Below are 13,408 nucleotides of genomic sequence, written 5' to 3'. Positions count from 1 at the left end.
ATGGCCCGACTCGATACCCGCATGCGGCGGATGCGCCGCGACGACTTCTCGCGCCGGCTGATGCGCGAATCCACGCTGACCGCCGACGACCTGATCTATCCGGTGTTCGTGCACGAGGCCGGCGGCCGCGTCGCGATCCCGTCGATGCCGGGCGTCGAGCGTCTGTCGATCGACGAACTCCTGCGCGTCGCCGAGACCGCGAGCGAACTGCGCATTCCGGCGCTCGCGCTGTTCCCGGTCACCGCGCCCGAGGCCAAGTCGCTCGACGCCGTCGCGGCATGGGACGACGACGGCCTGTGCCAGCGCGCGATCCGCGCGCTGAAGTCGCGCTTTCCGGAACTCGGCGTCATCACCGACGTCGCGCTCGATCCCTACACCTCGCACGGCCAGGACGGCATCACCGATGCCGGCGGTTACGTGGTCAACGACATCACCGTCGATGCGCTCGTGCAGCAGGCGCTGAGCCATGCGCGCGCCGGCGCCGACGTGGTCGCGCCCAGCGACATGATGGACGGGCGCATTGGTGCGATCCGCGACGCGCTCGAAACCGAAGGCCACGTGCACACGCGCATCCTCGCCTACGCCGCCAAGTACGCCAGCGCCTTCTACGGCCCGTTCCGCGACGCGGTGGGCTCGTCCGGCGCGCTCGGCAAGGCCGACAAGTCGACCTACCAGATGGACCCGGGCAATTCGGACGAAGCGATGCGCGAGATCGCGCAGGATCTCGACGAAGGCGCCGACATGGTCATGGTCAAGCCGGGCATGCCGTATCTGGACATCGTGCGCCGCGCGAAGGACGAATTCGGCGTGCCGGTGTTCGCCTACCAGGTCAGCGGCGAGTACGCGATGCTCAAGGCTGCCGCTGCCAACGGCTGGCTCGACGAGCGCAAGTGCGCGCTCGAAGCGCTGCTTGGCTTCAAGCGCGCCGGCGCCGACGGTGTGCTGACCTATTTCGCACTCGACGCTGCGCGCTGGCTGCGCGAGGGCTGAGCCGGCTGCAACGCCTGGCGTCCCGGTCGATCCTGTGCCGGGACGTCGCAACCGTGCGCGTTCAATCCTTCCGCGCCCGCTTCCGGCGAACCGCTAGACTGCGCCGACGCCAGCCCGGCGTGCCGCATCAGAGGCTTCCATGTCGCCTGCCCGTCTTGCCGTGTTCGGTCACCCGGTCGCGCATTCGCTGTCGCCCCGCATCCATGCCGCGTTCGGCACGCAGACCGGAATCGACATCGTCTACGACGCCATAGATGCGGCGCCCGACACCTTTGGCGATGCGCTGACGGCCTTCGCCGCCGCCGGCGGGACCGGTGCGAACGTGACGCTGCCGCTGAAGGAGCTCGCCCACGCCCTGGCATCGACGCGCAGCGAGCGCGCGGACCGTGCGGGCGCAGTCAACACCCTGGTCCGCCAGGGGGATGCCTGGCATGGCGACAACACCGATGGCGCGGGCCTGGTGCGTGATCTGACCGAGCGGCATGGGCTCGATCTGCGCGGTCGCCGCACCCTGCTGGTCGGTGCGGGTGGCGCGGCGCGTGGTGTCGCACCGGCGCTGCTCGATGCCGGCATCACCGAACTCTATGTGGTCAACCGCACGGCCAGCCGCACCGACGCACTGGCCGATGCACTCGGCGAACCCGGCCGGGTGCATCCGCGCTACGTCGAGCAGCTCGGCGAGCTGGGCGAGTTCGAACTGATCGTCAATGCGACTTCGGCCGGACGCGGTGGCGCGATGCTGTCCCTGCCGCGCTCGCTGGTCGGCGTGCGCACGGCGGCGGTCGATCTCAGCTACGCCGAAGCCTCGGTGCCGTTCCTGGCCTGGGCGCGCGCGCACGGCTGCCGCGACACGATCGACGGCCTCGGCATGCTGGTCGAACAGGCCGCCGAGAGCTTTGCGCTGTGGCATGGCGTGCGGCCCGACACCGCGGCGGTGTTCGAAGCGCTGCAGGCGCGCACCCGCCTGCTGGTCAACGCGGACTGAGTCCGCGGACGCCGGGCGTGCACAGGTCCACGATGCCGATCACCGCCCGGCTGCCGGCTGCACCGGTCGTCGGCTTGACCGCAATACCCGCGGCCATGCGCGGCGCGCGCTGATTCGGGGTGGAATGCCGGGACGGCTGCGCGGCCTGCTGCATCGCGCCTTCGATCATGTCGCCGATTCCGGGCATGCCGCATGGCAAGCCTGCCGGCGTCGCGTGTGTGCAGCTCGACGAGCGTCTGCGCTGCCGCCTGTTCGGACGTCCGGAGCGTCCCGCATTCTGTGCGTCGTTGCGGCCTGCGCCGGACATGTGCGGCACCTCGCGTAGCGAGGCGTTCGCGATGCTCGAGCAGCTCGAACGCGACACTGCGCCCTGACGCCAGCCGAGCCGCGTGTGAACACCCGCCGCGCCTCCGGCAGCGCGCGCATACGACCCCAAGTGCGCGTCGCTTCTCCCGGACCCGGACGCGACCTGCACTGGACGCTGCGCCATCGAAACCGACGTCGCTGCCCGGGCGCCACACAGCGCGTATCCGGATCTGCATCACCCGCACACACGAAAAGGGCGGCCGAGGCCGCCCGTTCGTGACACGCGTGGCGTCAACGGCCCTTGCGGGCGTCGTCGTTCGCCTTGCCGACCGCGCTCTGGACCTTGCCGGCGGTCTTCTGCGCCTTGCCGGCCACTTCCTTTGCGGTGTTGCCCGTGACCTTGCCGACGACTTCCTTCGCCGTGCCCTTGACCTGGTTCTTGATGCCTTCGCTGCGATTCTTGTCCACGTCGATGTCTCCGGCCTGCTGGATTGCAGGGTGGGAACGATATGCACCGGGCGCCGCAATGCCGAGGTGAAGAAATCGCACGCCGCCCGGCGGCATTACGGAAACGCTCAGCTGGATCAGAGGATCGGCGCGCCGCCTGTGACCGCATAGCGGCCACCGCTCATGTAGCTCGCCTCGTCCGACGCGAGCAGCACGTAGATCGGTGCGCACTCGGCCGGCTGGCCGGGCCGCTTGAGCGGCACCTGCGACCCGAACGACGCCACTTCGTCCGGCGGCATGGTGGAGGGAATCAGCGGCGTCCAGATCGGGCCCGGCGCGACCGAGTTCACGCGGATGCCCTTGTCGGCCAGCAGCTGCGCGAGGCCGGCGCTGAAATTCGCGATCGCGCCCTTCGTCGCCGCATACGGCAGCAGCGTCGCCTTGGGCTTGTCGGAGTTGATCGAGCTGGTGTTGATGATCGACGCGCCGGGTTGCATGTGCGGCACGGCGGCCTTGCACAGGTGGAACATCGCGCTGACGTTGACCCGGAAGGTGTAGTCCCACATGTCGTCGGGAATCTCGTCGAGCGCGTTGTAGCTCATCTGGTAGGCGGCATTGTTGACCAGGATGTCGACGCGACCGAATGCGTCGATGGTCTGCTGCACGATGGCGCGGCAGTGCGCGGCCTCGGCGATGTCGCCGGGCACGAGGACGCAGCGCTGTCCGGCCGCTTCGACGATTCGCTGCGTCTCCTGCGCATCCTCGTCCTCGTTGAGATAGCTGACCAGCACGTCAGCGCCTTCGCGGGCATAAGCGAGTGCGACGGCACGGCCGATGCCGCTGTCGCCGCCGGTGATGATCGCGACCTTGCCTTCCAGTCGGCCGCTGCCGCGATAGCTGGCTTCGCCGTGGTCGGCGGGCGGGTCGAGTTCTGTCTCGACGCCGGGGACGTCCTGCTGCTGCGCGGGCTGGTTCATCGCGGATGCTCCTGTGTCGGGGCCTGCCACGCTCGCGCCCGCATCGTCGTACGCCCGTGAATCCGGATCCGTCCACACAGGTGCATCGCAAGCCCGCGTACCGCGTGTCTCAGACCGCGGTGTCCGGGCTCGCCAGTGTGACGGCGGCCGCATGCAGCGGCATCACGAACGACAGTCGTGTGTCACCGGCGACGGTGGCCACGCTGATCCGCCCGGCATGCGCGCGGGCGATCTCGCCGGCGATGAAGAAATCCCAGGACCGCGCCGCGCGTGCGTTGCCCGTCGGCGCTGCCAGCGGGCCGGAGACGCTGTCGAGCTCGTTGCCCGACAGCACCAGGTCAGGCGCCTGCACGTTGAACACCAGGGTGTGGTCGGTGGTCGCGACGTCGATAGTCACGATCGCATCCGCCGCGACGTGCCGCAGCACGTTGTTCGCCAGATTCACCAGCAACTGGCCAAGCCGCGGGACATCGCAATCGACCTCGGCATCGATGCGCACGGCCGTGACGAGCGCGCGTTCGGGATGCGTGCCGACCACCTGCGACAGCACGCGCTGCAGCTCGGCCGCCAGTGCAGCAGCCGGCGTGCGCACCAGCGGCACCCCGTCCGCGAGCCTGTCGTGCGCGAAATCGTTGATGCCGCCCACCAGCGATGAAAGGTGCCAGAGGTTGGTTTCCATACCCACGACGCGCGCCCGGACGTCGGCGGAGAGGCCGGGCGTGGTGCGGATCAGGTACGCGTCCATGACCAGCGCCTGGATGGGTTCCTTGAGGTCGTCACCGACCGCATGGATGAAGCGCTCGCGCGCCTTGGCGACATCCAGCGCGGTGTGCAGCGCCGCCTCGCTCCACGCGTGCTTCTCGTCGGTTTCGAGCTGGGTGCCGATGAGCTCGGCGAACAGCTCCATCATCTGCAGGGTTTCGGGCGTCTCCACCGCCGATGGCAGCGGGTCGATCGCGCACAGCGTGCCGAAGAACTCGCCGTTGGCCCGGTGGATCGGCACCGAGATGTAGCTCTCCAGACCGTAGAGCCGCGGCGTGTGGTGATCGGCGAACTCCGGGTGCTGGCTGGCATGGCCGAACACCACCGGCTGGCGATGCTGGCGGATCTCGTCGCAGATCGTGGTGCGCAGTTCCAGCTCCCCGCCGGGCGCCAGGCCGAACGCCACCTCGTCACGGACCGCACAGGCGGTCCAGCGCGTATCGGTCACCCGGGCGACGGCGGCGAAACGCAGGCCGGTCGTGCGGGTGATGACTTCGAGGATCTTGGGGACTGCCGCGATGCGGCTGATGGCCGCGACATCGCGCTGGGCCGCTTCGGCATCGGACATGGAGTGGAATCGGGCAGGCAGCTGGATGCGCGTCAGCCTACGCGCACCGCCGCAGCCCCGCCAGCGGCGGCCCGCAGCGACGCCGGCTACACGCGCCGCCCCGCAGGCTGCGTCTTTCCTCCGCGGAATGCCCGATGCGCCTGCTGGCCGGTTGCGAACTCGTCGTCGAAGCGGAGGTGGACTGCGCCGTCGTCGCCATGCTCCGTCCCCGCAGCGGCGATGCCCAGTGGCTGGTCAGCGAGCACTACGCGTTCGATCCCGATGTGCGGCCCACGGAATTCGTCGATTCGTTCGGCAACCTGTGCCAGCGCTTCGTCGTGCACAGCGGACGCATGCGCATCCGCACCGAACTGGAAGTGGAGACCGAACGCGACATCGCGGTCGCGCCATGGACCTCGCCGATGCCGCCGGCGTCCCTGCCCGATCACGCGCTGCAGTACCTGCTGCCGAGCCGCTACTGCCCAAGTGACCGCACGTTCGAGCGTGCGCAGGAGATCGTCGATGCGGCGGGGCCGCGCGCCGGTCAGGTCGGCGCGATCGTCGCGTGGATCCGTCGCCACATCGAATACCGCTACGGCGTCAGCGACGCGACCACCGATGCACTCGACACGATGGGACACGGCGCCGGCGTGTGCCGCGACTATGCGCATGTCGGCATCACCCTGTGCCGCAGCCTGCGGATTCCCGCGCGCATGGTGGTCGGCTATCTGCACGGCCTGGAACCGATGGACCTGCACGCCTGGTTCGAGGCCTACCTCGACGGCCGCTGGTACACCTTCGATGCGACGCAGTCGGCGCCGCGCGGCGGGCGCATCGTCGTCGCCTACGGACGCGACGCGGCCGACGTGGCGTTCCTGACCAACTACGGCCTGCTGCAGACGGTCGAGATGCAGGTCTGGGTCGGCGAGAAGCCCTGACGCCGTAAACGCGCACACCGTTACGACTGGCCGAAGGTCCAATGCCGCGCGCCATGCGCGCGTGCTGACATCCGGCCACTGGCCCGCTCCCCCACACGGCCGGCTCGCGACCGGCGCCGTCGGCCGCGCCACCTGCGTGCGGCCTGCGGGCCGTGGGAGATGTCCGATGCTCCGATCCTTCGATCGCCGCGACACACGGCTGTTGCGACTGCTGCTGATCCTGCTGCTCGCCACCTTCGCTTCGACTGCGCAGGCGGTGTGCCGCGATGCCGTGGTGATGGTGCACGGCAATGCCGGCACGCCCGCGCACTTCGACAACACCTACGTGGAACTGCGCGCCCGCGGCTGGACCGATTTCGAAATCCTGCGCCCGAACTGGGGCAGCAAGACCTGCGCCGCGTGCAACGATCACAGCGGCAGCGAGGAGACGCCGGTCCTCGACGCACTGGTCGAGGCGATCGCGCGCTCGTGCACCGGCAAGATCGACGTCATCGGCCACTCGATGGGCGTCACCCTGGCGGCCAAGCAGATCGTCAACTACGGCCTCGCCAACGACGTCGCCACCTTCGTCGGCATCGCCGGTGCGTATCGCGGCCTGTGGAGCTGCGGCACATATCCGTGGAATGTCGTCACCTCGACCTGCGGCGCGCAGGGTCTGTCGATCAACAGTCCGCTGCTGGCATCGCTGGCCGGCAAGCCGCTGGGCATGAAAACGTACTCGATCAAATCCTGGATCGACCAGATCGTCTGCTACGGCGGCGTCTGCACCGTCGCCGGCGTGCACAGCTCGACGCTGCCGGGCGAGACCGCGAGCCACACGCTCGCGGCCGGACACTTCGGCCTGCTGACCGACACCGCGGTGCTGCAGGTGAATCTGATCCAGTAAGCCGTCGCGTGTGCGCCGTGGCACGGGCTGCGTCGCACGCGTCATGCGATACCGAGGAACACCCGCATGCGTTCGAGTTCGGTATCCAGCGCGTCGTGGAACGCCGCGTCGCGCGGCGCCTCGCCTTCGACATAGCCGAAGCGCGCGTCCAACACGCCGCCGACGACCGACACATTGCCCCAGCCGATCACGCGATCGCCCCACAGCAGTGGCAAGGCGTAATAGCCGAGCTGGCGTTTCGGCGCCGGCGTATAGGCCTCGAAGCGGTAACGCCAGTGCCACAGCAGTTCGAAGCGACGCCGGTCCCAGACCACGGGATCGAACGGCGTCAGCAGCCGGACACCGGCATCGGGCCGCCAGCGCCGGCTCTGCGGCGATTCGTCGGCGGGCCAGACCCAGTCGACACCCTCGATGCGCGCGCCGCCGAGGCGTGCACGCGAACGCGTCAGCGTTGCAGCGCGCGCGGCATGCCATTGCGGCACGCCGCGTCCGAGATACGACATCAACTGGCGCAGGCTGGCTTCGGGCAGCGGCGCGTACTTGTGCACCAGCAGATCGAGCATCCGGTCCAGACGCCGCTCGATCTCGTCCGCGTCCGGTTCGCCCGCATCCGGTTCGCGCACCGCATACACGCGTGTGCCGCCATCGCGCCGTACAACGCGCAGCAGGCCGCGGTAGTGCATGCCGTCGAGCAGCCGGGTGCTGGCGTTCGACGAGCCCCCGAACCAGTTGGTGACCTTGCCGTGGGCGAAGTGCGCATCGACCTCGCGTGGGTGCACGGCGCCGCGTTCGGCGATGAAGGCGCGCACGGCCTGCGCCTGTCGCCAGCGCGCCGGCGTCCAGGTCTCGCGCGCGATGCGCGGATGCATCAGCGCCTGCGTCGCCCGCAGCAGGAAGCCGTAGTTGACGAAGAAATCCTCTTCGAGCGCCAGTCGCGGATAGCGCCGTTCGAGATCGCCGGCGCGGTAGTCCACGACGCGATTCCGCAGTGTCAGATCCTGCGCGCGTGCGGGGGCGCGGATGGGATCGGCCTGCACGAAGCCGAGCTTCGCCACCGCGCGCATCAGCGTCGTCGGTTTGAACAGCGACCGCGCGACCGCATGGCGGCGCAGATGATCGAGGGTCAGCGTCGGCATCGCCGCATGATGCCAGCGCGCGGATGCCGGGGACATCGCCCGTCCAGTGTCATGCGGGACGGGCGTCGGCGCCGCTCATGCGCGGCCGCACTGCGTCACTGGGGTGGTCCCATGCCCGCGAACGGACACCCCCGCTGGAGCGGTTGTCCGTTGTGCTGTGCGCGGAACGCGTGCGAAGCGGCATACGCCGGCTTGCGCAGACGCATGATCTCGCCCAGCGGACGATGCGCGTCCAGGCCGTGCCAGGGACTGAAGCCGACCCCGTCGTCGATCTCGCGGCTCAGTGCCTGCGTCCACGCCGCCTGCGGCCCGGCCACGAGACGCGCCACGGTGCGGAACGGACTGCGGGCCTCGTCCCACTCCGCCGTCGCATCGTCGACCGGCATGTCGGCCAGCGATGTGCACAGCTGCGCGCGCAGGGCCCATTCGGCGGTATTGGCACCGAAGAACGCGATCACCGCATCGCGGATCGCGTCGTCGTCCCTGAGGTCGAGGCGCATGTCGGTCAATGCGCGCAGCGACGTGGACACCGGCACCAGCTGGTACCTGGCGATGTAGTCGCCGTGCCGCATCGGCAGCTGGGTGAAGAAGGTCTCGCCGAGGATGTGGTTCGGCGGCTCGCCGCCCATTGCCTTGAGCGTGGCGCTTTCGCCGCCCATCGCCTCCAGCCCCCGCTCGGTGCCGCGCAGGATGGCCGAGATCACGCGCTTGGTGCGGTCCATGCGGTCGGTGGTCTTGGCCAGCAGCTTGAGGTTGCGCAGGAAAGACTTGCCGTTGGGCGAGTTGAACGTCGGCCCGTTGACCAGGATGAACTCCTGCACCGCCATGTCCTCGCTGCCTTCCAGACGCGCGCCTTCGACGCCGCAGATGCGCAATGCCACACCTCGCGGCGTGGACACGCGGTCCGACAGCAGGTCGCCCGGCGTCGTCGACAGGCGCATCACCGTGTCGTAGCGGCCGGGCTGCGCGAACAGGCCCTGCGCGAGCTCCGGCGCCAGGCCGGCATCGACGTGCAGCGTGGCCTGGAGCAGGCCGTGGCTTTTGGCGTGGACGGCGCGCAGACCATGGCCTTCGTCCGCCAGCGTCGTCTGCTGGATCGAGCGCAGGACTTCGACGAGATCGGCCGCCAGTGCCGCCTCGTCGGGGCCGGGCATGGCGAGGCGCGCGTCGTAACGGGCGAAGGCGTCGGGCGTCGGAATGGACATGGCGTGGCTTCCGGTTCGGGGCTGGGATCAAGGTGTGCGCGGTCGCATGACGCGCCCGTCGACGCGGGCCGGTCGTGCGTCCGGGTACGGAGACGTTGCGACTGCCGCAGATGGAAGAAGGCCGCGTCGACGTGGACGCGGCCTCCGGTGGTCATCGCTGCGCCGTGCGCTTACTTCTGCAGGAACGCGATCAACGCACGATTGAAGGCATCGGTGTGGCTGGCGTTGAACCCGTGCGGTGCGTCGGGCACCACGACTGCCTCGCTACCGGCGATCGCGGCATGCGTGCGCTGGCCCGAGCCTTCATACGGCACCGTCCCGTCGCTGTCGCCGTGCAACACCAGCGTCGGCACGGTGACCTGTTCGAGATCCTTGCGGAAGTCGGTGGTGCCGAAGGCCTTCATGCACCCGAGCGCCGCGGTCTGGTCGGACTGCCTGCACAAGGCGATCGCTTCCTGACGCGTCTTTTCGTCGACCTTCAATTCGCCGTTGGCACTGAAGAAGTCCTTGGTGAAACCGTCGAAGAAGGTGTCGCGATCCTGCTTCAGGCCGTCTTCCATCTCCTTGGCCTTGTCTTCGGTCAGCGGACCGTCGGGGTTGTCGGCCGTCTTGAGCATGTACGGCGGCACGGCCGCGGCGAACACGACACTGTGCAGACGGTCCTCGCCGTAGTTGGCGACGTAGCGCGCGACTTCGCCACCCCCCATCGAGAAACCGACGAGGGTGACGTCATGCAGATCCAGATCCTCGAGGACGCCTGCCAGATCGCCGGCAAGCGTGTCGTAGTCGTAGCCGCGCGGCGGCTTTTCCGAGCGGCCGAAGCCACGGCGGTCGTAGGCGACAACGCGGAAGCCCGCGTCACGCAACGGGCCGGTCTGCGCCTTCCAGGATTCGGCCGACAGGGGCCAGCCGTGGATCAGCACGACCGGACGGCCATCGCCGCCGGTGTCGTCGATATGCAGGCGGACGCGGGGCGTACCGTTGACTGAGGACATGTGTGTTTCCAATGCGTGGGTCGGGTGGCCATGGGGCCAGTGGCGCCATGCCGCATCCGTGAAACCCGCGCGGACAGCCCACCGCCGGTCAGCCCCCGTGGGGGCACGTGCAGGTGGAGTCATGACGGAGCAGCACGATGTTCCCCGATAGCGCATCCGCGCCCTGCGTGCTGGGGCCTTGTTTGCGAGAATGATTCGCATTAGCATGCGCGCCAGTCGGCCGCCGGCCGCATTCATCGGATACCCAAGTGATCAACATCTCCGGGGGCGCGCAGCCGCGCCCCGCACGTCGCCTGCTGTCTGTCTGCCTGTCGCTGGCGATGCTGCCGGCCGCCGCCCAGGTCCCACCGCCGTCCGCCACCACGCTCGACACCCTCATCGTGACCGCCGACGTACTCGACCGCGACGACAGCCGTCCGGGCACGGTGTCGACCGCGACCAAGACCGCGCTCGATCCCAAGGACGTGCCGCAGACGATCAACACGCTGGAGATGAGCAAGTCCAAGGTCTACGGCCTCAACGACCTCAGCGTGCTGCTCGACGGCACGCCCGGCGTGGACACCAGTTACGACATGCGCGGCGACGGCATCCTGCTGCGCGGGTTCGAAGCCGATTCCAACGACATCTACCGTGATGGCGTGCGCTCGGCCGGCCAGGTGCGTCGCAGCACCGCGAACGTCGAGCGCATCGAGATCGTCAAGGGCCCGGCTTCGGTGCTGTACGGCCGCGGCCTCGGCGGCGGCATGGTGAATCTGGTCAGCAAACAGGCGCGCTTCGACGGCGTGAGCAGCGCCAACGTCCGCTTCGGCAGCTGGAACAACCAGGGCGGCACGCTCGACATCAACGAAGTGCTGTCGCCGCAGTGGGCCGTGCGCCTGACCGCGGACTACGAAGAGGCCGACAGCTTCCGTCGCGGCATCGCCAACGACAACCGCATGATTTCGCCGAGCGTGCTGTTCGACAACGGCAACGGCCTGACCTGGCTGGGCCAGTACACCTACGACAAAATCCATCGCATTCCCGACCGCGCACCGGCCTACGACGCGCTGCCGGCGGATGTGTCGCACCGCATCGCCTACGCGCATCCGGACGACTTCGTCGAAGACACGATGCGCATGGCGCGCTCGGTGCTCGACTACCGCATCGCCGACGACTGGTCGGTGAAGTGGACCGCCGCGCTGAGCGAGGTCAGCCAGGACTTCGACCATCTCTACGCCGGCACCTACTGCGGCACCGACGGTCGCCTGCTGAGCAACGGCCGTGCCTGCACCACGCGCGGCCTGATGACGTTCACCCGCGCCTGGCAGGAAACCGAAAACCGCACGCTGAGCAATACGGTCGATCTGACCGGGCGCCTGCGCACCGGCGCAATCGAACACGACCTGCTGGTCGGCATCGAGGACAGCCGCGAGCAGCGCAATCCGGATCTGTCGACGTCCGCGGCGACCTCCGACCCGTCGCTGGCGTATCCCTTCGGCGTCGATCCCTACGACCCGCAATGGGTCGCACCGAAGACACCGCGCGGTGCGGCGCGCACCTCGAACCGCCACCGCGCGGAATCGCAGGCGCTGTACGTGCAGAACCTGATGGCGTTCGGCGATCACTGGAAGGTGCTGGCCGGCGCGCGCTTCGACCGCTTCGACTTCCGCACCACGAACCGCATCACCAACCAGACGCGCAACTACGACGGCACTACCCTCAGCCCGCGTGTGGGCGTGATCTGGCAGCCGGTCGAGGCGCACAGCGTCTACGCGTCCTACAGCAAGAACTTCGCGCCCTACGGCGGTCGCGGCCTGATGAGCGTGGCGGTCGCCGAGAACGCGGTGTTCGACGAAGAGCCGCAGTACTCGCGCCAGCTCGAAACCGGCCTCAAAAGCGACTGGTTCGACGGCCGCCTGTCCTCGCAACTCGCGGTGTACGAACTCGAGCTCTACAACGTGCGTTACCGTCCCGATCCCGAGAACGACCCCTTCACGTTTGCCGTGCGCGGCAGCGAGCGCTCGCGTGGCGTCGAAGCGAGCCTGACCGGCCGCCTCGCACGCGACTGGTATCTGCGCAGCGGGTTCGGCCTGCAGGAAGCCAAGGTCATCGAGGACAAGGTCACGCCGGCGAACGAGGACAAGTACCGCATCGGCGTCGCGCGCAGGACCGGCAACGCGTTCATCCGTTACGCACCGGAGGGCGCGTTTTACGGCGAAGTGGGCGTGACCTATCGCGGCCCGGTGTTCAACAACGCGGCCAACACCAGCGAACGCGCCGGCTATACGCGCTGGGACGCCTCGCTCGGCTGGCGCGTGATGCCGTGGACGGTGACGCTGGCAGTGACCAACCTCACCGACACCGACTACTGGCGTTCGACCAGCATGCCGGGCGCGCCGCGCACCGCGCTGGTCAGCATCAACTACGTGTTCTGAGGTCCGGTTCCGTGTAAAAAAAACGGGCGCCCTGGGGCGCCCGTCTTCATTGAAACAGATCAGTACCGCTGGATCAGAACGTGTACTCGGCCTGCAGGCCCAGCAGCGCGGTCGAGCGCTTCGGACCTTCGAAGCGCGCGCCCGAGACCGGGTCACGCACGTCGCCGGACTTCGCACGGTAGTAGTCGTAATGCACACCGACGCTGAAGTTCTCGGTCGCGTTCCAGCCGGTGCCGACGCCGGCATACCAGCTGTTGCGGCCATCGCTGCCACCGCTCTCGAGACCCAGATCCTGGCCGACCGAGTTGTAGTAGTCGACGTTGTTGTCGGACGCGCGGAAGAAACCGCCGCGGCCACTGACGTACCACGCCGGTGCGACGTTCCAGCGCGCATTGCCGCCGACCTGCCAGCCGCGCAGCGCATTGGTGTCGTCGCGCTGGTTCACGTTGTCGTCGCGGAACGCATTGCGCACGACGATGTTGCCCAGGTCGGTGTAACCACCCTCGACGCCGATGCCGAAGCTCGGGGCGACCTTCCAGCGGTAGCCGCCGACCAGGCCGTAGCCCGTCTTACGGCCGTCGCGGCTTTCGAACACGTTGAAGTCACCGGTGCCGAAACGGCCGGCGGTGCCGCCGTCGGTGCGACCGAGGTTGCCGGCGACGAAGGCGTTGCCTTCACCGACCTGCAGGTCGGGACGGTAGGTATCGCCACCCATGCTCTGGGCGAAGGCGGTGGGAGCGCACAGCGCGGCCGCGATCGCGGCGGGAATCAGAAGCTTCTTCATCGGGGCCATCCTTTCTTGGTCTTGGACGCGCTCGAC

The 13,408-nt window shown here is 68.6% G+C and carries 14 protein-coding genes; 6 read left to right on the top strand and 8 right to left on the bottom strand.

Going from position 1 to position 13,408, the window contains the following annotated elements:
* Together hemB and aroE are read left to right on the top strand one after the other, a co-directional pair.
* Positions 1 to 990, top strand: a complete 990-nt coding sequence (gene hemB / locus AC3A4E_RS16930) for a porphobilinogen synthase (RefSeq protein WP_487632646.1) — start codon at positions 1 to 3, stop codon at positions 988 to 990.
* 139 nt (positions 991 to 1,129) lie between these two features.
* A complete protein-coding gene (gene aroE, locus AC3A4E_RS16925) occupies positions 1,130 to 1,975 on the top strand; it encodes a shikimate dehydrogenase (protein ID WP_487632645.1) in 846 nt (281 codons plus the stop codon).
* Here the strand turns inward: aroE and AC3A4E_RS16920 are convergent.
* Positions 1,962 to 2,162, bottom strand: coding sequence for a hypothetical protein (locus AC3A4E_RS16920; protein ID WP_487632703.1), 201 nt, complete (start codon positions 2,160 to 2,162; stop codon positions 1,962 to 1,964). The genes aroE and AC3A4E_RS16920 overlap by 14 nt on opposite strands.
* On the opposite strand from AC3A4E_RS16920, the gene AC3A4E_RS16915 reads away from it, so the two are divergent.
* Positions 2,143 to 2,349, top strand: a complete 207-nt coding sequence (locus AC3A4E_RS16915; protein WP_487632644.1) for a YkgJ family cysteine cluster protein — start codon at positions 2,143 to 2,145, stop codon at positions 2,347 to 2,349. The two genes, AC3A4E_RS16920 and AC3A4E_RS16915, sit on opposite strands and share 20 nt — an antisense overlap.
* Before the next feature lie 223 nt (positions 2,350 to 2,572).
* On the opposite strand, the gene AC3A4E_RS16910 is transcribed toward AC3A4E_RS16915, so the two are convergent.
* The 3 genes from AC3A4E_RS16910 to AC3A4E_RS16900 form a co-directional block, all read right to left on the bottom strand.
* Positions 2,573 to 2,749, bottom strand: a complete 177-nt coding sequence (locus tag AC3A4E_RS16910; RefSeq protein WP_487632643.1) for a CsbD family protein — start codon at positions 2,747 to 2,749, stop codon at positions 2,573 to 2,575.
* Between the two features lie 116 nt (positions 2,750 to 2,865).
* Positions 2,866 to 3,705, bottom strand: coding sequence for an SDR family oxidoreductase (locus AC3A4E_RS16905; protein WP_487632642.1), 840 nt, complete (start codon positions 3,703 to 3,705; stop codon positions 2,866 to 2,868).
* Positions 3,706 to 3,814: 109 nt separating this feature from the next.
* Positions 3,815 to 5,035 carry a GAF domain-containing sensor histidine kinase gene (locus AC3A4E_RS16900; protein WP_487632641.1) on the bottom strand — a complete coding sequence of 407 codons (1,221 nt, stop codon included), beginning with the start codon at positions 5,033 to 5,035 and terminating at the stop codon, positions 3,815 to 3,817.
* Positions 5,036 to 5,169: 134 nt separating this feature from the next.
* Between AC3A4E_RS16900 and AC3A4E_RS16895 the strand changes: the two genes are divergently transcribed.
* Together AC3A4E_RS16895 and AC3A4E_RS16890 are read left to right on the top strand one after the other, a co-directional pair.
* Positions 5,170 to 5,952: a transglutaminase domain-containing protein gene (locus AC3A4E_RS16895; RefSeq protein ID WP_487632640.1), complete on the top strand. Its 783-nt coding sequence runs from the start codon at positions 5,170 to 5,172 to the stop codon at positions 5,950 to 5,952.
* A gap of 166 nt (positions 5,953 to 6,118) precedes the next feature.
* The gene (locus AC3A4E_RS16890) at positions 6,119 to 6,838 is read left to right on the top strand and encodes an alpha/beta fold hydrolase (protein ID WP_487632639.1); all 720 of its coding nucleotides are present in this window, start codon (positions 6,119 to 6,121) and stop codon (positions 6,836 to 6,838) included.
* A gap of 41 nt (positions 6,839 to 6,879) precedes the next feature.
* Here AC3A4E_RS16890 and AC3A4E_RS16885 read toward each other — a convergent pair whose 3' ends face one another.
* From AC3A4E_RS16885 to AC3A4E_RS16875, 3 genes are all read right to left on the bottom strand, one after another.
* The gene (locus AC3A4E_RS16885) at positions 6,880 to 7,974 is read right to left on the bottom strand and encodes a DNA glycosylase AlkZ-like family protein (RefSeq protein WP_487632700.1); all 1,095 of its coding nucleotides are present in this window, start codon (positions 7,972 to 7,974) and stop codon (positions 6,880 to 6,882) included.
* Between the two features lie 95 nt (positions 7,975 to 8,069).
* Positions 8,070 to 9,179 (bottom strand): catalase family protein, encoded by a 1,110-nt coding sequence (locus AC3A4E_RS16880; protein ID WP_487632638.1) that lies wholly within the window; start codon positions 9,177 to 9,179, stop codon positions 8,070 to 8,072.
* Positions 9,180 to 9,349: 170 nt separating this feature from the next.
* On the bottom strand, positions 9,350 to 10,174 hold the full coding sequence (locus AC3A4E_RS16875; RefSeq protein ID WP_487632637.1) for an alpha/beta fold hydrolase: 825 nt from the start codon (positions 10,172 to 10,174) through the stop codon (positions 9,350 to 9,352).
* Positions 10,175 to 10,422: 248 nt separating this feature from the next.
* Here AC3A4E_RS16875 and AC3A4E_RS16870 point away from each other — a divergent pair, with 248 nt between their 5' ends.
* A complete protein-coding gene (locus AC3A4E_RS16870) occupies positions 10,423 to 12,588 on the top strand; it encodes a TonB-dependent receptor (RefSeq protein WP_487632636.1) in 2,166 nt (721 codons plus the stop codon).
* Positions 12,589 to 12,661: 73 nt separating this feature from the next.
* Here AC3A4E_RS16870 and AC3A4E_RS16865 read toward each other — a convergent pair whose 3' ends face one another.
* Positions 12,662 to 13,372: an outer membrane protein gene (locus tag AC3A4E_RS16865; protein ID WP_487632635.1), complete on the bottom strand. Its 711-nt coding sequence runs from the start codon at positions 13,370 to 13,372 to the stop codon at positions 12,662 to 12,664.
* Between the last annotated feature and the right edge of the window lie 36 nt (positions 13,373 to 13,408).

The organism is Luteimonas sp. Soil_N_1 (assembly GCF_057656255.1).
The sequence above is the reverse complement of the archived record's forward strand: the minus strand, read 5'-3'. Positions and strand labels throughout refer to the sequence as shown.

What these genes read in the sequence shown, in the direction of transcription:
- hemB (WP_487632646.1), top strand. Translation starts at nt 1, where the DNA reads ATGGCCCGACTCGATACCCGCATGCGGCGGATGCGCCGCGACGACTTC.
- aroE (WP_487632645.1), top strand. Translation starts at nt 1,130, where the DNA reads ATGTCGCCTGCCCGTCTTGCCGTGTTCGGTCACCCGGTCGCGCATTCG.
- AC3A4E_RS16915 (WP_487632644.1), top strand. Translation starts at nt 2,143, where the DNA reads ATGTCGCCGATTCCGGGCATGCCGCATGGCAAGCCTGCCGGCGTCGCG.
- AC3A4E_RS16920 (WP_487632703.1), bottom strand. Translation starts at nt 2,162, where the DNA reads ATGCCCGGAATCGGCGACATGATCGAAGGCGCGATGCAGCAGGCCGCG.
- AC3A4E_RS16905 (WP_487632642.1), bottom strand. Translation starts at nt 3,705, where the DNA reads ATGAACCAGCCCGCGCAGCAGCAGGACGTCCCCGGCGTCGAGACAGAA.
- AC3A4E_RS16900 (WP_487632641.1), bottom strand. Translation starts at nt 5,035, where the DNA reads ATGTCCGATGCCGAAGCGGCCCAGCGCGATGTCGCGGCCATCAGCCGC.
- AC3A4E_RS16895 (WP_487632640.1), top strand. Translation starts at nt 5,170, where the DNA reads ATGCGCCTGCTGGCCGGTTGCGAACTCGTCGTCGAAGCGGAGGTGGAC.
- AC3A4E_RS16890 (WP_487632639.1), top strand. Translation starts at nt 6,119, where the DNA reads ATGCTCCGATCCTTCGATCGCCGCGACACACGGCTGTTGCGACTGCTG.
- AC3A4E_RS16885 (WP_487632700.1), bottom strand. Translation starts at nt 7,974, where the DNA reads ATGCCGACGCTGACCCTCGATCATCTGCGCCGCCATGCGGTCGCGCGG.
- AC3A4E_RS16880 (WP_487632638.1), bottom strand. Translation starts at nt 9,179, where the DNA reads ATGTCCATTCCGACGCCCGACGCCTTCGCCCGTTACGACGCGCGCCTC.
- AC3A4E_RS16875 (WP_487632637.1), bottom strand. Translation starts at nt 10,174, where the DNA reads ATGTCCTCAGTCAACGGTACGCCCCGCGTCCGCCTGCATATCGACGAC.
- AC3A4E_RS16865 (WP_487632635.1), bottom strand. Translation starts at nt 13,372, where the DNA reads ATGAAGAAGCTTCTGATTCCCGCCGCGATCGCGGCCGCGCTGTGCGCT.